This is a genomic window from Streptomyces sp. NBC_00887 (assembly GCF_045207585.1).
Map to the genome: position 1 here is coordinate 6,388,872 of NZ_CP108788.1, position 21,126 is coordinate 6,409,997.

Consider the following 21,126-nt stretch of genomic DNA (forward strand, 5'->3'; position numbering starts at 1 on the left):
CCACGCAGGACACCCAGTGAGACGTACGGAACGAAGGTCGGGAGGGGCGCTCAGCATGAGTACTGGCGAAGTTCGCACGGGCGGACAGGCCGAGGAGAGGCGCGAGGAACTGGTGCGCGCCCGACTCGCCGGAGGCCGCAGCGGCCGGCGTGCCGCAGTGGTGCCGGTCGAGCGGGGCGGACCGCTGGCGCTCTCCCACGGTCAGCAGCAGATGTGGTTCCTGAGCAGGCTCGACCCGGACAGCTGGGAGTACAGCGTCCCGGTCGCCCTGCGGCTGCACGGGCCGCTCGACACCTCGGTGCTGCGCCGCAGCTTCGAGGAACTGGTGGCGCGGCACGAGATCCTGCGCACCCGGTACCGCCTCGAAGGCGCCGAGCCGGTCCAGCTGATCGACCCTCCCGCCCCGTTCGGCCTTCCGGTCGACGACCTCACGGGCACGGCGGACATCGCCGAGCGGGAACAGCGCGCCCTCGCACTGGCCGAGGCGGAGCCCGGCCGCCCCTTCGACCTGGAGAACGGCTCGCCGCTGCGGGCCCGGCTCATCCGGATCGCCGACGACCACCACCTGCTGGTCGTGGTCTTCCACCACGTCGCCTGCGACGAGTGGTCCGTCGGCCTGTTCATGTCCGAACTCTCCGACGTGTACGGCGCGTTCAGTGAGGGCAAGCCGTCCCCCTTGGCGCCGATGGCCGTCCAGTACGCCGACTACGCGGCCTGGCAGCACACCCGCCTCGCCGGTGACGGCCTGACCAAGCAGCTCGACTACTGGCGCGGTCAGCTGGCCGGCAGCACCCCGCTCGAGGTGCCCACCGACCGGCGCCGCCCGGCCTCCCGCAGCTACGACGGCGACGCGGTGCCCATCGAGATCCCGGCCCCGCTGGCGGAGAAGCTCCGCACGCTCGGCTCCGCGCACGGCGCCACCCCGTTCCAGACCCTGCTGGCCGGCTACCAGGCGCTGCTCTCCCGGTACACCGGCCGCGACGACATCGCGGTCGGCACCGTCGTGTCGGGCCGGAGCCGCCCCGAACTCGAACAGCTCATCGGCTACGGCATCAACACCCTCGTCCTGCGCGGACAGTGGCAGGGCGACCCGACGTTCCGGGAGCTGCTCGTCGGCGCCCGCGAGACCGTGCTGGACGCCTTCGACAACCAGGAGTTCCCGTTCGCGCGTCTCGCGGACGAACTGGTGCCGGTGCGGGACATGTCCCGCACCCCTCTGTGCCAGGTGGCCTTCACCATGCACCGGGAACGCACCCGCGACTTCCGGCTGCCCGGCGTCGGGGCGGAGTCCCTGCACGCGACCTCGCGCGTCTCGCGCTTCGACCTCACCCTCCAGCTGAGCGAATCCGCGGACGGCAGTGTCCGGGGCACGCTGGAGTACAGCACCGCCCTCTACGACCGGGCCACCGCCGAGCGCATGGCCCGGCACTTCGTGCGACTGGTCGAATCGGCCGCCGCCGACCCGGACCTGCGGCTCTCCCGCCTCGACATGCTGGACGCATCCGATCTGGCCGTCCTGCTGCCCGAGCCGGAGCACTTCGAAGCGCCCGACCGCTGTGTCCACGAGCTCGTCGAGGACCGGGCCGCGGCAACCCCCGACGCGATCGCCCTCGTCTTCGGCAACCAGCAGCTGAGCTACGCCGAACTCAACGCACGGGCCAACCGGCTCGCCCACCACCTGCGGGCCCACGGCGCACGCCCCGGCGGACTCGTCGGCGTCAGCCTGGACCGCGACCTCGACCTGGTGCCGACCCTCCTCGCCGTGCTCAAGACGGGCGCCGGCTATCTGCCCCTGGACCCCGAGCACCCGGCCGAGCGCATCGGCTACACGCTCAAGGACGCGGGTGCCCGGATCGTCGTCACCTCCGGTGCGCACGCCGCGCACCTGACCGACGTCGTCGACGGACTGCTCGTGGTGCTGGACGGGGAGGCGGAGACTGCCGCCCTGGCCGCGGCCCCGGACAGCAACCCCGAGTCCGGAGCGGTACCCGAGGACCTGATCTACACCATCTACACGTCCGGCTCCACCGGCCGCCCCAAGGGCGTCGGCCTCAGCCACACGAACGTGCTGCGCCTGTTCACCGTGACCGAGGAGCACTTCGGTTTCGACGAGAACGACGTATGGACGCTCTTCCACTCCTACGCCTTCGACATGTCGGTCTGGGAGATCTGGGGCGCCCTCGCCTACGGCGGCCGTCTCGTGGTCGTTCCGCCGGACGTGGCGCGCGCCCCCGAGGACTTCCTGCGCCTCCTCACCGAGCAACGGGTCACCGTCCTCAACCAGACCCCGTCCGCCTTCCGCAGCCTGGTCTCCCTCGCCGCCGACGGACACCGACTGCTCGACGAACTCTCGCTGCGCGTCGTGTCGTTCGGAGGCGAGCGGCTGGACATCCCGGGCCTCAAACCCTGGGTCGCCCGCCGCAGCCTGGAGCAGACCGCGCTGGCCAACCTGTACGGCATCACCGAGACCTGCGTCCACACCACGTACCACCTGCTCACCGAGTCCGACCTGGAGTCCGACACCGGGAACGCGATCGGGGTGCCGCTGCGCGACCTGCAGGTGCACCTCTTCGGCCCGCACGGCGAGCAGGTGCCCGTCGGAGTGCCCGGTGAGATCCACGTCGGCGGCCCCGGCGTCGCCCGCATGTACCTCAACAGGCCGGCCCTGACCGCCGAACGCTTCGTACCCGACCCGTGCGGAAAGCCCGGTTCCCGGCTCTACCGCAGCGGTGACCTGGCGAGCAGGCGGCCCGACGGCAGCCTCGACTACCTGGGCCGCATCGACCACCAGGTGAAGATCCGCGGTCACCGCATCGAACTGGGTGAGATCAAGGCCGCGTTGACCACCCACCCGCGTGTACGGGACGCCGTCGTCGTCGCCCGGGAGGACACCCCCGGCGACCGCAGGCTCGTGGCGTACGTCGTACCCACCAGCGATGCCGTGGCCGCGCCCAGCGAGCTGCGGACCCTGCTGGCCGGGTCACTCCCCGACTACATGATTCCGACGGCCTTCCTCGTCGTCGGGAAGATCCCGCTGACCGTCAACGGCAAGCTGGACCAGGCCGCACTGCCCGCCCCCGACCGCAGCGCACTCGGGGTCGAGGCCGCCCACGTCGCGCCGCGCACCGCGGCCGAGGAGGAGATGGTCTCGGTCTGGCGCGACGTTCTCGGGGTCGAGCAGGTCGGCGTCGAGGACAACTTCTTCGACCTGGGCGGCGACTCGCTGCGCGCCGTCGCACTCGTCGGCGCACTGCGCGACGGCGAGTACGACGTGACGGTCCGCGACGTGTTCGAGCACCGGACCCCCGCCGAACTCGTCGCGTTCATCACCGGACGCCCCGCCCCCGCCAAGGCCGAACCGGCCGTCGAGCCCTTCGCCCTGCTCGTGCAGGAGGACCTCGACCGGCTGCCGGCCGGCCTCGTCGACGCCTACCCGCTGGCGCAGGTGCAGCTCGGCATGGTCGTCGAGATGCTCGCCGACGACGGCCGAAACCACTACCACAACTCGACCTGCTTCCGGATCCTCGACGACCGGCTCTTCGACCGCGAGCTGCTCCAGCAGGCCGTGGACACCGTGCTGGCCCGGCACGAGATCCTGCGCTCCTCGTTCGCGATCGAGGGCTACTCCGTACCGCTGCAGCTCGTCCACGCCCCGTCCGATGTCACCTCGCCGGTCGACGCACGTGACCTGCGGGGGCTCGACGGCGCCGCCGTCGAGGCATCGCTGCGCGCCTTCATGGCCGAGGAGCGCACCCAGCTCTTCGACCTCACCCGGGCCCCGCTCATCCGCTTCACCGGACACGCCTGCGACGACGGCTCCTGGTGGCTGACCCTGACCGAGTGCCACGCGGTTCTGGAGGGATGGAGCCACCACTCCCTGCTGATGGAACTGGCCACGACCTACCGCGCGCTGCGCGACGGGACGCCGGTCGAGGAACCCGCACCCGCCGCCGTGCGGTACGCGGACTTCGTCGCCGCCGAGCTGGTCTCCCTGGCCGGGGACGACGACCGGGACTACTGGCGGACGGTCCTGGAGAACAACGCCTCCTTCGAACTGCCCGCCGGCTGGGGCGACGACCCGGAGGAGACACCGCGCGGACTGCACCGCGCCTGGGTGCCTTACCACGACCTGGACGCCGGACTGCGGACACTGGCCAGCAAGGCGAAGGTACCGATCAAGAGCGTCCTGCACGCGGCGCACCTCAAGGTGATGAGCCAGCTCACGCCGGAGGAGTCCTTCTTCACCGCCCTCGTCACCAACGCCAGGCCGGAGGCCGTGGGCGCCGAGCGGGTGTACGGGGTCTACCTCAACCCGCTGCCCTTCGCCTTCACCCGTGGCGCCGAGACCTGGCGAGATCTGGTGCGCCAGGTCTTCGGCCAGGAGATCGAGGTGTGGCCGCACCGCCGGTACCCGCTGGGCGTGATGCAGCGCGAGCTCAGCACGAGCGACCGGCTCGTCAACGTCCGCTTCAGCTACCAGAACTTCCGGCAGGTCGACCAGGACCTCGTCGACTACCCGGCCACGCTCGACGACAGCCCCACCGAGTTCCCGCTGGGTGTCTCCACCCGTGCCGGGTTCATGGTGATCACCGCGAACCGGCATCTCATCGGCAGGGAGAGCACGGACCGCCTCGCGGCGATGTACCGGTCGGTGCTGGAGTCGATGGCCGCCGATGTGGAGGGTGACGCCCGTCAGGTGTTCCTGCCCGGTGGTGAGCGCGATCTGGTGCTGACCGGGTGGAACGACTCGGCGGTGGTGGTGCCTGAGGTGTCGGTGCCTGAGCTGGTGGCGCGTCGAGCTTCTGCGGCGCCGGATGTGGTGGCTGTGGAGGCGGGTGGGTGGTCGTTGTCGTTCGCCGAGTTGGATGTGCGGGCGAATCGGTTGGCGCATCGTCTTCGTGCGGCTGGTGTGGGTGCGGAGTCGACGGTTGCGGTGCTGCTGGATCGTTCGGTGGATCTGGTGGTGTCGTTGCTGGCGGTGTGGCGTGCGGGTGGTGGGTTCGTCCCCATGGACCCGGTGCTGCCGGCCGGCCGCATCGCGGGCATGGTGGCCGACGCGCGGGTGACGGTCGCTGTGACGTCGGATGCGTACGCGGACCGGTTCGACGTGGCCGTGGTGCGGGTCGACGACGAGGACGGTGTGTCGTCGTTCCCGGAGTCTGCTCCGGATGTGGTTGTTGATCTGGATTCGGTGGCGTACACGGTGTTCACGTCGGGTTCGACGGGGCGGCCGAAGGGTGTGCAGGTTTCGCATCGCAGTCTGGTGAATCATGTGGACTGGGCGGTGCGTGAGTTGGTGGCGTCGGGTTCGGGTGGTGCGCCGGTGTTCTCGTCGGTGGCGTTCGACTTGGTGGTGCCGAATGTGTGGGCGCCGCTTGCTGCGGGTCAGCGGGCGTGGTTGTGGGACGGTGAGCTGACCGAGTTGGGCGCGAGCCTGGCGGAGGCGGGTCCGTTCTCTTTCATGAAGCTGACACCCGGCCACCTTGAGGTGCTGTCCGGTCAGTTGTCGGACGAACAGATCACTGACCTGACGTCTCGTGTGGTGGTTGCGGGTGAGGCGTTGCCGGGTGGTCTGGTGGAGCGCTGGCGGGTGCTGCTGGGCGAGGGCCGGGTGCTGAACGAGTACGGTCCGACCGAGGCCACCGTCGGTACCTGTGTCTTCCCGTTGGTCGAGGCGTTCGAGGGTGTGGTGCCGATCGGGCGTCCGCTGCCGAACATGATCATGCGGGTGTTGGATGCGGGTCTGCAGCCGGTTCCGGTGGGTGCGGTGGGTGAGTTGTTCGTCGGTGGTACGGGTGTGGCGCGGGGTTATGCGTTTCGTCCGGGTGCGACGGCTGAGCGGTTCGTGCCTGATCCGTTCGGGCCGGCGGGTGCGCGGCTTTACCGGACCGGTGATCTGGTGCGGTGGCGCAGTGATGGTGCGGTCGAGTTCCTGGGGCGTATCGATGACCAGGTGAAGGTGCGGGGGTATCGCATCGAGCTCGGTGAGATCCGTGCCGCGTTGGTCGCTCATCCGCAGGTCACCGACGCGACGGTGGTGGTGTCGGACGACCAGCGGCTCATCGCCTACGTCGTCGGCAGCGCCGATGACCTGTCGGCCTGGCTGGCCGGATCGCTGCCGGAGTACATGGTCCCGTCCGTCTTCGTCGGCCTCGACGCGCTTCCGCTGACGGCCAACGGCAAGATCGACCGACGTGCGCTCCCCGATCCCGAAGGGTCGGCTGAGGACACCTACGTGGCACCCCGTAACCCAACCGAGGAACGCATCGCCGCAGTGTGGAGCGGTGTTCTGGGGCTGGAGAGGGTCGGGGTCGAGGACAACTTCTTCGATCTGGGCGGTCACTCGATCAAGGCCATCGCCCTGGTCGGTGCCCTGCGAGCCGAGGGCTTCGAAGCCGGGGTACGGGACGTCTTCCAGCACCGTACGGTCGCCGGACTCGCCACCGCGCTCACGGGAACGGAGCCTGTCACCGAGTCCGCCGTCGTCGCACCGTTCGCGCTGATCGGGGACGAGGACAGGGCGAAGCTGCCCGAGGGCCTCGTGGACGCCTTCCCGCTGGCACAGGTGCAGCTCGGCATGCTGGTCGAGATGCTCGCCGACGAGGGCCTGAACAAGTACCACAACACGACCGCGTTCCGGATCAAGGACGGTCGCCCGTTCGACGTCGAGGCCCTGCGCCGCGCCGGGCAGGCCGTGGTGGAACGCCACGAGATGCTCCGCGCGTCCTTCGACCTCGAAGGCTTCGCCGTTCCGCTCCAGCTCATCCACGCGAGCACCGTCATCCCGGTGACCGTGCAGGATCTGCGAGGACTCGACGCCGAGCAGCAGGCAGCAGCGCGCCGGGCGCACATCACCGCCGAGCGGGCCGAGACGTTCGACCTGTCCCGCGCCCCGCTGCTCCGCATCTCCGCACTCGTCGAGTCCGACGAGGCCTGGTGGCTGTCGGTCAGTGTCTGTCACCCGATCACGGAGGGCTGGAGCCACCGCACCCTGCTCAGCGACATCGTCGAGGGCTACCTGCGGGTGCGCGGCGGCGAGACCCTGCCCGAGGTACCGGTCCCCGATGTGCGGTACGCGGACTTCGTGGCCGCCGAGCTGGCGTCGCTGGCCTCGGACGAGGACAGGAACTACTGGCGGGACGTACTCGGCTCGCACGCCAAGTTCGAGCTGCCCTCCGGCTGGGGCGACCCCGAGCCGGGGCACCGGGCGAACACCGTGCACGTGCCGCTCAGCGACCTCACCCCGGCGCTCCGAGCTGCCGCGAGCGGCACCGGAACGTCACTCAAGGCTGTGCTGCACGCGGCGCACCTGAAGGTGATGAGCCAGCTGACCGCCGAGGACTCCTTCTGCACCGGCCTGGTCTCCAGCGGCCGGCCCGAGGTCGTGGGCGCCGAGCGGGTCTACGGCATGTACCTCAACACCGTGCCGTTCGCCTACGAACGCGGCGCACGGACCTGGCGGGAGCTGATCCGCCAGGTCTTCGACCAGGAAGGCACGCTCTGGCCGCACCGGCGCTTCCCGATGCCGGTGATGCAGCGCGAACTGAGTGACGGCACGCGACTCCTCGACGTGCGCTTCAGCTATCTCGACCTGGCGGACGCCCAGGCGGAGACGGACGTCGTCGACACCGACTCCGGGGACGGCGAGGGTGCCACGGAGTTCGGTCTCGCCGTCGCCGCCCGAGGCAGTGGTCTGCTTCTCACGGTCAACCCCCAGGTGCTCGGCGCCGCCGGCGCACAGCGGATCGCGGCGATGTACCGGTCGGTGCTGGAGTCGATGGCCGGCGATGTGGAGGGTGACGCCCGTCAGGTGTTCCTGCCCGGTGGTGAGTGCGATCTGGTGCTGACCGGGTGGAACGACTCGGCGGTGGTGGTCCCGGAGATCTCGGTGCCCGAGCTCATAAGCCACTGGGTTGCCGCGGCGCCGGATGTGGTGGCTGTGGAGGCGGGTGGGTGGTCGTTGTCGTTCGCCGAGTTGGATGTGCGGGCGAATCGGTTGGCGCATCGTCTTCGTGCGGTGGGTGTCGGTGCGGAGTCGACGGTTGCGGTGTTGCTGGATCGTTCGGTGGATCTGGTGGTGTCGTTGCTGGCGGTGTGGCGTGCGGGTGGTGGGTTCGTTCCGATGGATCCGGTGTTGCCGGCGGGTCGTATTGCGGGGATGGTCGAGGACGCCCGGGTGACGGTTGCGTTGACCTCTGGTGCGTATGCGGATCGTTTCCCGGGTGTGGAGTCGGTGCTGGTGGGCGATGACGTGTCGTCGTTCCCGGAGTCTGCTCCGGATGTGGTTGTTGATCTGGATTCGGTGGCGTACACGGTGTTCACGTCGGGTTCGACGGGGCGGCCGAAGGGTGTGCAGGTTTCGCATCGCAGTCTGGTGAATCATGTGGACTGGGCGGTGCGTGAGTTGGTGGCGTCGGGTTCGGGTGGTGCGCCGGTGTTCTCGTCGGTGGCGTTCGACTTGGTGGTGCCGAATGTGTGGGCGCCGCTTGCTGCGGGTCAGCGGGCGTGGTTGTGGGACGGTGAGCTGACCGAGTTGGGCGCGAGCCTGGCGGCAGCCGGCCCGTTCTCTTTCATGAAGCTGACCCCCGGCCACCTTGAGGTGCTGTCCGGTCAGTTGTCGGACGAACAGATCACTGACCTGACGTCTCGTGTGGTGGTTGCGGGTGAGGCGTTGCCGGGTGGTCTGGTGGAGCGCTGGCGGGTGCTGCTGGGCGAGGGCCGGGTGCTGAACGAGTACGGTCCGACCGAGGCCACCGTCGGTACCTGTGTCTTCCCGTTGGTCGAGGCGTTCGAGGGTGTGGTGCCGATCGGGCGTCCGCTGCCGAACATGATCATGCGGGTGTTGGATGCGGGTCTGCAGCCGGTTCCGGTGGGTGCGGTGGGTGAGTTGTTCGTCGGTGGTACGGGTGTGGCGCGGGGTTATGCGTTTCGTCCGGGTGCGACGGCTGAGCGGTTCGTGCCTGATCCGTTCGGGCCGGCGGGTGCGCGGCTTTACCGGACCGGTGATCTGGTGCGGTGGCGCAGTGATGGTGCGGTCGAGTTCCTGGGGCGTATCGATGACCAGGTGAAGGTGCGGGGGTATCGCATCGAGCTCGGTGAGATCCGTGCCGCGTTGGTCGCTCATCCGCAGGTCACCGACGCGACGGTGGTGGTGTCGGAGGACCAGCGCCTCATCGCCTACGTCGTCGGCGCCACGGACGCGCTGGCCGAGGGGCTCAGGGCTTCACTGCCGGAGTACATGGTCCCGTCCGTCTTCGTCGGCCTCGACGCGCTTCCGCTGACCGCCAACGGCAAGATCGACCGACGCGCCCTCTCCGATCCCGAAGGGTCGGCTGACGACACCTACCTCGCCCCCCGTAACCCAACCGAGGAACGCATCGCCGCTGTCTGGAGCGGTGTTCTGGGGCTGGAGAGGGTCGGGGTCGAGGACAACTTCTTCGATCTGGGCGGTCACTCGATCAAGGCCATCGCCCTGGTCGGTGCCCTGCGCGCCGAGGGCTTCGAAGCCGGTGTCCGGGACGTCTTCCAGCACCGTACGGTCGCCGGACTCGCCACCGCGCTCGCCGGAACGGAGCCCGGCCAGGAGGAGGTGGCGGTCGCACCGTTCGCCCAGGTGTCGGACGAGATCCGCGCGACGCTCCCGGCCGGCCTGGTCGACGCGTACCCGATCTCCAAGGTGCAGCTCGGCATGCTGGTCGAGATGCTCGCCGACGACGGGCTGAACAAGTACCACAACACGTCCACGTTCCGGATCAAGGACGGCCGGCCGTTCGACGCCGACGCCCTGCGCCGCGCCGGGCAGACGATCGTGGAACGCCACGAGATGCTGCGTACGTCGTTCTCCCTCGAGGAGTTCGACACCCCCCTCCAGCTGGTCCGTGCGAACGCCGTCATTCCGGTGACCGTGCAGGATCTGCGGGGTCTGGACACCGAGCAGTTCGCCGAGGCCCGCCGGGCACACATCGCGGCAGAACGTGCCGAGCTGTTCGAGCTCGGGCGGCCTCCGCTGCTCCGTATCGCCGCGCTCGTCGAGTCGGACAAGGCCTGGCACCTGGGCTTCACGCACTGCCACGCCATCACCGAGGGGTGGAGCCAGCAGTCGCTGCTGATGGAGGTGCTCGACGTCTACCACGCGTACGCGGCGGGTGAGGAGCCGGAGCAGCCGGAGCCGACGGCCGTGCGTTACGCCGACTTCATCGCCGCGGAACAGGAGTCCCTGAAGTCGGACGAGGACCGGAACTACTGGCAGGGGATCGTCGACCGGCACTCCATGTGCGTACTTCCCGCGGACTGGGGCGACGGCAACGGGGCCCCGCGGGAGGACTTCAAGCTGTCGGTGGAGTTCCGTGACATCGAGCCCGCCCTGCGCGCCCTGGCCACGTCCAGCGGCACGTCGTTCAAGGCGGTCCTGCTGGCCACGCACCTGAAGGTGCTCAGCACGGTGACCAACGAGCCGGCCTTCCACACGGGAGTGCTGTACAGCGCACGCCCGGAGGTTCCCGGGGCGGAGCGGGTCTACGGCATGTACCTCAACACGCTGCCGTTCGCCCACGACCGCACGGCAAGGACCTGGAGCGAACTGGTCCGGCAGGTCTTCGACCGCGAGGCCGAGGTGTACAACCACCGGCGCCATCCGCTTCCCGCGGTGCAGCGCCTGGCCGGTGGACGAAGGCTGTTCGACATCATGTACCGCTACCAGGACTTCCATCAGGTGGACACCGGGACGGTCGACGTACAGGGCGGGGCGGGTGACAGCTCCAACGAGTTCACCCTGTCGATCGCCAACGTGCCCGGGCGGCTGGTCCTGCGGGCTGTCAGCACCGGTCTGAACCGGGCGAACGCGGAGAGGCTCGCCGGCATGTACCGGGCGGTGCTGGAGGCCATGGCGGCCGACCCCGACGGAGACGTGGACGCGGCGCTCCTGTCCACGGCGGAGCTGACCCAGGTGCTCGAGGACTGGAACGACACCGAGGTGGAGTGGGGATGAGCAGATACGTGCACGAGGTGATCGAGGCGACCGTCTCGGCCACCCCCGATGCCGTCGCCGTGCAGGTGGGCGCCGAGACCCTCACGTACCGCGAGCTCGACGTCCGGGCCAACCGGATCGCGCACCAGCTGCGCGAGGCCGGGGTGGGGCCGGAGTCCGTGGTCGGTGTCCTGCTGAACCGCGGGCCGGACACCCTGCCCTGCCTGCTGGGGGTCTGGAAGGCGGGGGGCTCCCACCTGCCGCTGGACGCCGGGCTGCCGGCGGACCGGCTGACCTACATGCTCGGCGCCGCGGGAGCCCGGCTGATCGTGACGCAGGGAGGCCTGTACGAGCGCCTCGGCGGAGGGTACGACGGTGAGGTCGTCGACCTCGACCGTGACCGCGCCCTGATCGCGGCCCGGCCGGACACCCGTCCGGACACGTCGGCGGACCGGGACCCGAAGGACCCGTCCCGCAGGCACCGGCTCGCGTACACGCTGTTCACCTCCGGCTCCACCGGACGCCCCAAGGGTGTGCAGATCGCGCACTTCTCCCTGCTGAACGTCCTGTTCTCGATGCGGGAGCGGTACGGGGCGGGCCCGGAGCACGTCTGGCTGGCCCCCACGTCGCTGTCCTTCGACATCTCGACGACCGAGCTCTACCTGCCGCTGATCACGGGCGGCAGGGTGGTCCTCGCCGATGACGACGAGGTGCACGACGCGGCCGCTCAGCTGCGGCTGATCGAATCCGCCGGGGTCACGCACGCCCAAGCGACCCCGGCGGGGTGGAAGCTCCTCATCGCCGCCGGGCTCGGCCGTGTCCCGCTGACCGCCATCACCGGCGGTGAGGACTGCCCGCCCGCGCTGGCCCGTGATCTGGGCGGCCGGGTGGACCGGCTGGTCAACCAGTACGGTCCGACCGAGGCGACCGTCTGGTCCACGGCCTGGGAGGTCGCGCCGGACGCCGGCAGTGTGCCGATCGGGCGCCCGATCCACAACTACCGGGCGTACGTGCTGGATGCCGTGCAGCAGCCGGTGCCGGTGGGTGTGGTCGGGGAGCTGTACATCGCGGGCGCCGGTGTGGCCCGCGGGTACGTCGGCCGGCCGGGGCTGACGGCAGGGCGGTTCCTTCCGGAGCCGTTCGGCGGTCGGCCGGGTTCGCGCATGTACCGGACGGGCGACCTGGCGCGGTTCAGGGCGGACGGGGAGCTGGAGTGCCTCGGCCGCATCGACAACCAGGTGAAGATCCGGGGCTACCGCATCGAACTGGGTGAGATCGAGGAAGTGCTCCTGGCCCACCCCGAGGTCGAGGACGCGACGGTGATCGCACGCGAGGACGGCAACGGCGAGAAGCTGCTCGTCGCCTACGCGGTCACCGACGGGGCTGCCGAACAGGCGCAGTTGCGCGCGCATCTTGCCGCGTCGCTGCCCTCGTACATGGTGCCCGCCGCGTTCGTCCTGCTCGACGCGATGCCGTTGAACGCGGCCGGCAAGGTCGACCGCAAGGCCCTGCCCGCACCCGGCCGTGCGGCGCTGGTCGCCGACCGGGAGTACGTGGCGCCGCGCACCAGGACCGAGCGGCTGCTGGTGGAGACCTGCGCCGAGGTGCTCCAGGTGCCCGACGTGGGGGTACGGGACCGGCTGCTGGACCTGGGAGCCGACTCGATGCGCATCGTCCATGTGATGGCCGCCGCCCGGAAGGCCGGGCTCGACCTCACCCTGCGCATGCTGCTGGACAGCGAGACGATCGAAGATCTCGCGCTGACGATCGACGGCGCGAAGGCGGATGGGACCGATGAGACCGGTGAGACCGATGGGGGAGCGAGCAGGCCGATGACGGTTGCTACCGCAGGAGGACCGCAGGCCGCGTCCGACGTGGCCGGGGCGATGGAGGCGCAGGGAGTGCCGGGCGCCGCGGTCGCGCTCCTCAAGGACGGCCAGCTGGTCGGGGTGCAGGCCTACGGGATCAGGGCGACCGGGACCGGTGCTCCGGTGACGCTGAGGACCCGGTTCCAGGCCGGTTCGATCAGCAAGCACGTGACGGCGTTCGCCGCGCTGCGTCTCGTCGACCGGGGGGTGCTCGACCTGGACGCGGACATCGACGGCTATCTGGCAGGCCGCCGCGCACCCAGGGCGGCAGGCGGCAGCCCGCTGACGCTGCGCCACCTGCTGTCGAACACGGCCGGCCTGTCGCAGACCGCCGGCACCTGGTGGCGGCCGGGTGAGGCCATGCCGAAGCTGACCGCCGTACTGGACGAGGTGGAGGCCGAGCACGAGCCCGGGGCGCTGTTCCGCAAGGCGGGCAGCCAGTGGGCCATGATCGAGCAGCTGCTGACGGATGTGACCGCACAGGAGTTCCAGGAGCTGGCGGCGGAGCTGGTGTTCGGCCCGCTGGGCATGCGGGACAGTTCGTTCCTGGCTCCCGAGGACCCGCACGCCGTCGGCAGGGACATCGCCGACGGTCACGACCAGCACGGCAGCGCGCTCCTGGACGGCTACCGGGTACGTCCGGTGCTCGCGGGCAGCGGGCTGTGGTCCTCGCCCTCCGACCTGGCCCAGCTGGCGGTGGAGATCCGGCAGGCCCATCTGGGCTTCTCGGACCTGCTGTCCGCGAAGTCCGCCGGGGTCATGCTCACGGAGGCGTTCCCCGGGAGCTTCTACGGTCTGGGCACCGTGGTCGACGGCTCGATGGCCGACCCGGAGTTCGGGCACGGCGGGCAGACGGCCGGGTTCCGCGCGCTGACCTCGCTGCGACTACGGTCCGGCAACGGCTGTGTGGTGATGACGAACTCCGACAACGGCAAGCACGTGCACAAGGTCGTCGCGGCGCTCCTCGGCCGTGAGGTCGAGGTCAGCGCGGGCTGAACCGCAGGTCGGAAAACTGGAGGTGACGGGTCGCCGGTTCTGCCGCGCGGCCCGTTCCGGCCCCTGGGACCCGGTGTGGGGCAAGGCTCCCACCCCCTCGTCACCAGGCCAAGGCCACGGCGTTACCGAACGAATAACCCGCGAATAAAGCCCCCGCATAGCTTCTGCAGCGAGCACACGTTCGTATTAGCCAGACGGGGGGTGCCGAATGGACTTCCGAGTCCTCGGCCCGGTTGAAGCTCACAAGGACGGCACACGCGTTGCGCTGTCCGGTTCCAAGGTGCACACGGTGCTCGCGACTCTGCTGCTCGCCAGAGGCCGCGTGGTGTCCGACACCCGACTCAATACGCTCCTGTGGGGATGGGAGCCGCCGGCGACGTCCGGCGCACAGATCTATACGTACATGTCCAGGCTGCGCAAACTCCTCGGCGACGAGGTCAGGATCGAGCGCCGCCAGCCCGGCTACCTGCTCGCCGCGCCGCACTGCAGGGTCGACCTCCTGGAGTTCGAGCGGCTGGAGAAGCTGGGGCGCGCCGCGCTGCGCCGCAAGCGGTTCGGCGAGGCCGGGGCGCTGCTCACGGAGGCGCTGGGGCACTGGCGGGGAAGCGCGCTCTCCAACGTCACCGAACACCTCGCCGACGCCGAGCTTCCCCAGCTCGAGGAGGCGCGGATGCACGCGCTCGAAAGCCGGATCGAGGCGGACCTCGCGCTCGGCAGGCACGAGCAGCTGACCGGCGAACTCACCGGACTCGTCGCGCAGTTCCCGCTCCGGGAGAAGCTCCGTGCGCAGCTGATGACGGCCTACTACCGCGGTGGACGCCAGAGCGACGCGCTGCAGAGCTACTACGAGGGCCGCAGCCTGCTCGCCGACCAGTTGGGCATCGACCCCGGCGAGGCCCTCGGATCGACGTACGCGGCCGTGCTCGCCGGCAACCGGGGACCCGGGCCCGGAAGCAGGATCCAGCAGCCCGAGCACTCCGACTACGAGGACGACGACGCCCCGGCGATGCTTCCCCCGGACACCGAGGAGTTCATCGGGCGCCAGGCCGAACTCGCCGCTCTGCGCACCCAGCTGGCGGACTCAGCGGCCGGGCGGGGACCGCGCCACCTGCTGGTCACCGGCATGGCGGGCGTGGGCAAGACCGCGCTGGCCGTGCACGCTGCCCACACGAGCGCAGTGCACTATCCCGGCGGGTTCCTCTTCGCCGAGCTCGCCCGGCCCGACGGCCGGGCGAGACCGCCCGCCGAGGTCCTCACGACGCTCCTGCGGGGGCTGGGTGAACACGTCGGCGCAGGCGGCACGGGCAGCGGCGCGGACGGGCGCATGGAACTGGACGAGCTGGTGCGCCTCTACCGGGCGCGCACGGCGGGCAGGCGCCTCCTGGTCGTCCTCGACGGTGCGGTCAGCAGCCGCGGGCTCGACCCGCTGCTGTCCGGGTCACCGGATGCCGTCGTCCTGATCACGAGCCGCGCCCGGCTCACCCAGGTGACCGGCGCGAGAACGACCGCGCTCGCCCCGTTCGGCGACGGCGCCGCATTCGACCTGCTGGCCGCGTCCGCAGGCCGCGCACGGCTGCTTGCCGAACCCGACGCGACGGACGATGTGCTCGCCTACTGTGCGGGACTGCCGCTCGCGCTCCGCATCACCGGCTGCAGGCTCGCGGCGCGCCCCTACTGGCCCGTCGCACGGCTCGCCGACCGGCTGGCGGATCCGGAGACCCGGCTCCGCGAGCTGTCCTTCGGCGGGATCGACGTGGTCGGTGCGCTGATGCCGGCACTGCGGCAGCTGCCCGAACCGGACCAGGCACGGGCCACGCTGATCCAGCTGGCAGACATCGGCGTGGATTCGTTCCCGGCGCAGCGGGCGGCCACGTGTCTGGGGACCCGGGAGTCTGCTGCGGAGCAGCGCCTGGAACAGCTGGTGGACGGTGCGCTGCTCGACATCTGCGGTGTCGACCGCCAGGGCAGGCCGCTCTACCGCTTCCACGAACTGGTGCTGCTCCTCGCCGGATTGCTGAAGGAGACGGCGCACCGCGGACAGCCCGAAGCCACCGCAGCCCGCTGAGCGTGCGGTGTCGCTGTCCGTGCGGTGTCCGTCACGGTGCGTGCGGTGTCACGGCGCGCCGGGAAGGGGGCGCGTCCCGCCGTCGGGCAGGTGCGTCCGTACCGGGCCGCAGGCCGGCTCGGTCTCGGCAGGCTGGGCGACAGCCGCGGCCGCGCGTCCGAAGAGCGCGAGATCCCGTACGACCCAGGCGGTCCGACCGTCGGGGTGCTGTTCGTCGGGGGTGCCGGGGCAGTGCATCAACACGGTGTCCGTCGTGGCCGGGTAGGACTCGATCTGGTCCGGCCGGATTCCGTCCGGTACGTGCCCCAACGCCTTGAGGACGGCCTCCTTCCGGGTCCAACATCGGTAGAAGACCTCGTCCCGGACGGCGCCCCGCGGTAGCCCCAGCAGATGGAGCGCCTCGTCGGCGGTGAGCCACGACTCGGTCAGTACGTCCTGGCGCACGGGCCGCAGGCGCTCCGCGGCCACGCCGATCGTGGCTCCGGTCCCCACCGCGAGGACGGTGTGACCGCCGGTACGTGCCAGGCTGATGGCCAGGGGCACTTCGGGGCTGCTCAGACGCGTGGGCCCGTGCCCGGGGTCCCCACAGGCGGGACACAGCGGCTTCTCGATGTCGACGTCCTCGGGTACGACGTCGAGGAGCTCGCCGATGGCCCGGCGGGCCGTCGCCCTCGTGTGGACGTACGCCGCGGCATCCCGCTCCGAGTGGAGGCACAGGGCCTGCCGGAACTCCTCGGTGTTGAGCAGAGCGAGATCGGCGGGGTCGGTGCGCAACGGCTGGCGCCACCACCAGACATGCGTGTCCCCACCGGCGCGGAGCGCGCGGAACACGGCCGCGGAGCTGTCCTCAGCCCCGCGGCCGCCGCTGTTCTCGAACATGTTGTAAGGGGGCGCCATGGGCACTCTCTGTCATTTCGACTGCTGACTGCGTGGCGCGGACCGTACCGTCCCCGTATATCGCGGATATATTTTTTTGCCGTCCGGCCGCCCGGGCCGCCGGAGAACGGGCGTGGGAAGGGCGGCGGGAGTGGTCTCCGGGAGCGGACACACGGAGCGGGCGCCGGTGCTCCGGCGCCCGCTGTTCACCTGCGCGGGCCGGGCGTACCGCTCCGGCCCGCGGATGCTCAGTGCCAGCTCTCGTCATTCGTGCCGTCGGCAGCCTGGGCGGGGATACCGGCGGCCGACACGCCGAGCCCGTTGCCGGCGGACTGCGCGGCAGCCGCGGATCCGGCGCCCACGAATGCGCACAGCCCCACGAGAACGGTGGTGACCGTGACGGTGGCGATGGTGTTACGGACGTTCTGCATTTCTTCCCCCATGTCGTCAACCTGCTATGCGATGAACGGTATGGCACAAGGGTTTCGGCTCATTATCGCTCCGTTTTCGGTTTTCCGGGCGGCAGATATCGCGGAAAGGGATTCCGGCATTCCGGCGGCCGGATTCAGTGTGCAGGCGAGTGGTGGATCCAGTAGCGGATTGTGGAACCGTCAGGGGATTTCCGACGTCTCGTCCCGGGGTAGCGTTCCGGCAAGTGCCAGATGCGCCCGCTCCCTCCACGTCTCGACACCGATCCGGGTGAAGTCGTCCCTGGCGTCGGCGAAATACTGCCGGGCGGCGGAGTGCTCACCGCATTTCCAGCACGCCTCACCGAGGGCCAGTTTGATTTTTCCCTCAACCAGAGCGCTGTCGACCAGTCCGACGATTTCCAGGGCATGCAGCAGGGTTCCCCTGGCCTGCGCCCAGCTCCGCGCGCCCAGCCTGGCCTCGCCCAGCCCCAGGAGTCCATGGGCCAGACCGAACATGTCGGCCTTGGCCCGGACGATCCTGATCATCCGCAGGAACGCTTCCTCGGCCAGGCCGTACTCGTTCTGCGCGAGGTACACCCGGGCCAGCCGGTGGGTCCCGAGCGCCAGGCTGCGGGCCCCGCCCTCACCGATCGCCGTGGAGACCCCCAGGGACTCGAGGCTCAGCCGCTGCGCCGAATCCGTACGGCCGCGGTCCAGCTCGATCTGCGCCATGTTGTTCAGGACATGGGCCTCCGAGGAGAGGTCGCCGACCGCCCGAAACGTCGCCAGGGCCTGCGCACTGCGGTCCATGGCGGTCTCCAGATCCCCGCGCATCTCGTCGATCATGGCCATGTTGCGCAGTACGAGGGCGTGTCCGTGCTCCTCGCCCGCCCGGTCATGGAGCGCGAGAGCCTCGGTGAAGGACGCGTACGCCTCACCGAAGTTGCGCTGCCGCATCTCCAGGGCGCCGAGACTGTGCAGCATCGCGGCCTGGCCACGGGCGTTGCCGGCCGCTCTCGTCGCGGCGAGCGCCCGCTCGCTGCACTCGCGCCAGTCGTCGAGGTAGTTGCGGGTCTCGAAGAGCACCACGATGGACATCGTGAGATCCCAGGCGAGCTCGTCCATACCAAGCGCGGCGGCCTGGTCGACCACCGCGACCAGGGAGAGCCGCTCGGTCTCCAGCCAGTCGAGCGGAGCGGTGAGCAGCCCGGCACCGAGCTCGTCGGGCAGCGGATGGCGGGGCACCGAACTGTGGATGATGCTGAAGTCGCCCCCGTAGGCGCGCCGGTGAGCCTGTTCGGCGAGCGAGAGGTAGGCCCGGAAGGCGCGTTGCCGTGCGGCCTGCCGTTCCTCGGGGGTCTCTTCCGCCTCGGCGCGTTCCCGGGCGAACAGCCGCAGCAGGTTCTGGAACCGGTAGCGGGGATGCCCGGTCGCGTCCAGGCCGACCACGTCCAGGAACTGGGCGTCGACCAGTTGCTCGATGAGCCGCTCCCCGGTCAGCAGGTCGGTGTCCAGGAGCGCGGCGGCGACCCAGGAGCCGAAATCGGGCACATCGAGCAGTCCCAGGCTCCGGTACAGCAGCGCCGTCGGCGCGGAGAGACCGCGGTACGTCAGGGTGAAACTGGCGCGCACCTGCGACTCTCCCGAGCTGAGCTCGTCCAGCCGCAGCCGTTCGTCACTCAGCCGGCGCACCAGGCGCGACACCGTCCAGTGCGGTTTGGAGGCCAGCCGCGCCCCGGCGATCCGCAGGGCGAGCGGCAACAGGTCGCACAGCTCCACGAGCCGGGCGGCGGACGGCGGGTCGGCGGCGATGCGGTCCTCGCCGACGATCTTTCCGAGGAGCTCGACCGCCTCGTACGGTGACAGCCGGCCGAGCCGCACCCAGGCTTGCGGCGGCCAGGCGACCATCTCGGACAGCTGCTCCCGGCTGGTGACCAGGACGCAGCAGCCTCCGCTGCTCGGCAGCAGCGGACGCACCTGGGCGAAGGTCCGCACGTTGTCCAGCACCACCAGGACCCGGCGGTCGGCGAGCAGGCTGCGGTACAGGGCGGCGCGCTCCTCGGGTTCGGCCGGGATCTGCCCGATGGGCACCGAGAGCGAGCGCAGGAACCGCCCGAGGATCTCACCCGCCGTGGTGGGCTCCAGATGCTCGTCGTAGCCGCGGAGGTCGGCGAAGAGCTGGCCGTCGGGGAAGCGGTCGGAGACGCTGTGCGCCCAGCGGACCGCCAGGCACGTCTTGCCGACCCCGCCGACACCGGTGATCAGTCCCGTGGCCGGGCCGTGTGCCACCGCGCCGAGTTCGAGGAGTTCGTCGAGCTGGGCCAGCTCCTCCTTGCGGCCGGCCAGCCCCGATACGTCGGGAGGCAGTTCCAGCGGGTCGCCGACGTGCTTCGACAGCAACAGCGGTTCGCCACCCGCGCCCTCGGGGCCGCGTGCGGTCAGCGAGGGTTCGTCCTGCAGGATCGCGTTGTGCAGCTCGGACAGGGCCGGGCCCGGTTCCAGGCCGAGTTCGTCGATGAGCCAGCGGCGCCCGTCCCGGAAGGTCTCCAGGGCCTCGGCCCGCCGGCCCGAGTGGTACTGGGCGGTGATCAGCTGATGCCGCGCCCGCTCGCGCAGCGGATGCTCGCGGACCATCGCCGCCAGATCGGGAAGGATCTTCTGGTGGTCGCCGAGCTGCAGGTGCACGGCCGTGGCGTTCTCGTAGGTGTCGAGCCGCAGTTCCTCGAGCCGCTGCGCCTCGTCCTCCACCAGCCGGCCCGTCACCCCCGCAAGTGGTCGGCCGCGCCACAGTTTCAGCGCGTCCGCATAGCAACGGGCGGCCTCGGCGAACTTGTTGTTCCTGACCGCGAGCTCGGCCGCCGAGACCAGTGCGGAGAACTCCTCCGAATCGAGCTGGTGCATGCCGACCTGGAGGAGATAGCCGGGATGGGCGGTGACGATGACCTCGCCGGGGAAACCGGCGGCCTTGAACGTCTTGCGCAGCGCGGCGATACAGATGGAGACCTGGGTACGGGCGGTGGCCGGCGGGTGGTTGCCCCACACGGCCTCGATCAGGGTGTCGACCGGCACGATCCTGCCCGGGCTGAGCAGCAGCACGACAAGAATGGTCCGGTGCCGTGGCCCTCCCACCGGTACCTGCGCGGCCCCGGAGGTCACTTCCAGGGGCCCCAACACCTTGAAGGTCAGCCGCTTCTCCACGTATCCCCCTTGCCTCCCGAACGGTGGAAGCAATTGATCCTCTTGCCCGGCAGGGCCGCCCGGCCTGCCGCTCACTACCCCCGCACCCGTTGTTCCGCCGGTGCGCGATCCCGGGAGTCTCGCCGGGATCAGCGCAACGGACAGGAATACGGGTGCCTCACACCGTGTTCTGCTGTATTTCCTGAGTCAGTCCTGTGGTCCCACGATACGGCGACCTGACGATCTACCGCCCAGTACGGCGGGCGCTACTCCGGAGTAAGTATGAAATCTTCGGCCGGAATGCCATGGTGCTCGAGCAACTGCGCCCTTAAAAGCCGAGCGGGTTTCCGGCAAGTGGATTCGCGGCGTATGGTGCGCGGATGGCGACAAATGGCGCCGGCGCGGCCGTCCCGTGGCCTCCCCGTGTTCCCGTCCTGGAGTGTTGCGCGGCCCCGCGGTGAATCCGTGGTGCGTCCGTCGGTAACACTATTTCGGGCGGCGCGGCGGCCGTTCTTATGTGAGCCCTGTTCATGTTTCCCCCGTACTCAATTCGCCAGTCACGGCTGTTGCGAATCAATCACGCAATGCCGGGGGAAGAGGGGGTTCGCTTCGAATGTGGTGCAGGTCACGCATCGGGTGGACGGCGCCCGCAATGCACACCGAAGTGCGGGCACCGTGCCCGAGGAGCGTGCTCCGGGGCAGGTGAGGGGAGCTGACGGGACATGACAGGGGGCTGCCCGGGGCGTGAGCCCCGGGCAGCCCCGGCAG

At 70.2% G+C, this 21,126-nt stretch carries 6 protein-coding genes; 3 read left to right on the top strand and 3 right to left on the bottom strand.

The window, feature by feature from the left end; genetic code table 11:
* Positions 1-55: 55 nt before the first annotated feature.
* The 3 genes from OG844_RS29265 to OG844_RS29275 all read left to right on the top strand — a co-directional run bounded on the left by OG844_RS29265 (position 56) and on the right by OG844_RS29275 (position 15,895).
* Positions 56-10,987, top strand: a complete 10,932-nt coding sequence (locus tag OG844_RS29265) for an amino acid adenylation domain-containing protein (protein ID WP_406394297.1) — start codon at positions 56-58, stop codon at positions 10,985-10,987.
* The gene (locus tag OG844_RS29270) at positions 10,984-13,830 is read left to right on the top strand and encodes a non-ribosomal peptide synthetase (protein WP_406394298.1); all 2,847 of its coding nucleotides are present in this window, start codon (positions 10,984-10,986) and stop codon (positions 13,828-13,830) included. Before OG844_RS29265 ends, OG844_RS29270 begins: the two co-directional genes overlap by 4 nt.
* 208 nt (positions 13,831-14,038) lie before the next feature.
* Entirely contained in the window at positions 14,039-15,895 is a 1,857-nt protein-coding gene (locus OG844_RS29275) for a BTAD domain-containing putative transcriptional regulator (RefSeq protein WP_406394299.1), read from the top strand.
* Between the two features lie 48 nt (positions 15,896-15,943).
* Here OG844_RS29275 and OG844_RS29280 read toward each other — a convergent pair whose 3' ends face one another.
* The 3 genes from OG844_RS29280 to OG844_RS29290 form a co-directional block, all read right to left on the bottom strand.
* On the bottom strand, positions 15,944-16,792 hold the full coding sequence (locus OG844_RS29280; protein ID WP_406394301.1) for a 4'-phosphopantetheinyl transferase family protein: 849 nt from the start codon (positions 16,790-16,792) through the stop codon (positions 15,944-15,946).
* A gap of 227 nt (positions 16,793-17,019) precedes the next feature.
* Entirely contained in the window at positions 17,020-17,214 is a 195-nt protein-coding gene (locus OG844_RS29285; RefSeq protein WP_406394302.1) for a hypothetical protein, read from the bottom strand.
* Between the two features lie 168 nt (positions 17,215-17,382).
* Positions 17,383-20,379: a BTAD domain-containing putative transcriptional regulator gene (locus tag OG844_RS29290; RefSeq protein WP_406394304.1), complete on the bottom strand. Its 2,997-nt coding sequence runs from the start codon at positions 20,377-20,379 to the stop codon at positions 17,383-17,385.
* Between the last annotated feature and the right edge of the window lie 747 nt (positions 20,380-21,126).

Bases quoted from the DNA above. Each gene is read 5' to 3' on its own strand.
- OG844_RS29265 (WP_406394297.1), top strand. From the start codon at position 56: ATGAGTACTGGCGAAGTTCGCACGGGCGGACAGGCCGAGGAGAGGCGC.
- OG844_RS29270 (WP_406394298.1), top strand. From the start codon at position 10,984: ATGAGCAGATACGTGCACGAGGTGATCGAGGCGACCGTCTCGGCCACC.
- OG844_RS29275 (WP_406394299.1), top strand. From the start codon at position 14,039: ATGGACTTCCGAGTCCTCGGCCCGGTTGAAGCTCACAAGGACGGCACA.
- OG844_RS29280 (WP_406394301.1), bottom strand. From the start codon at position 16,792: ATGGCGCCCCCTTACAACATGTTCGAGAACAGCGGCGGCCGCGGGGCT.
- OG844_RS29285 (WP_406394302.1), bottom strand. From the start codon at position 17,214: ATGGGGGAAGAAATGCAGAACGTCCGTAACACCATCGCCACCGTCACG.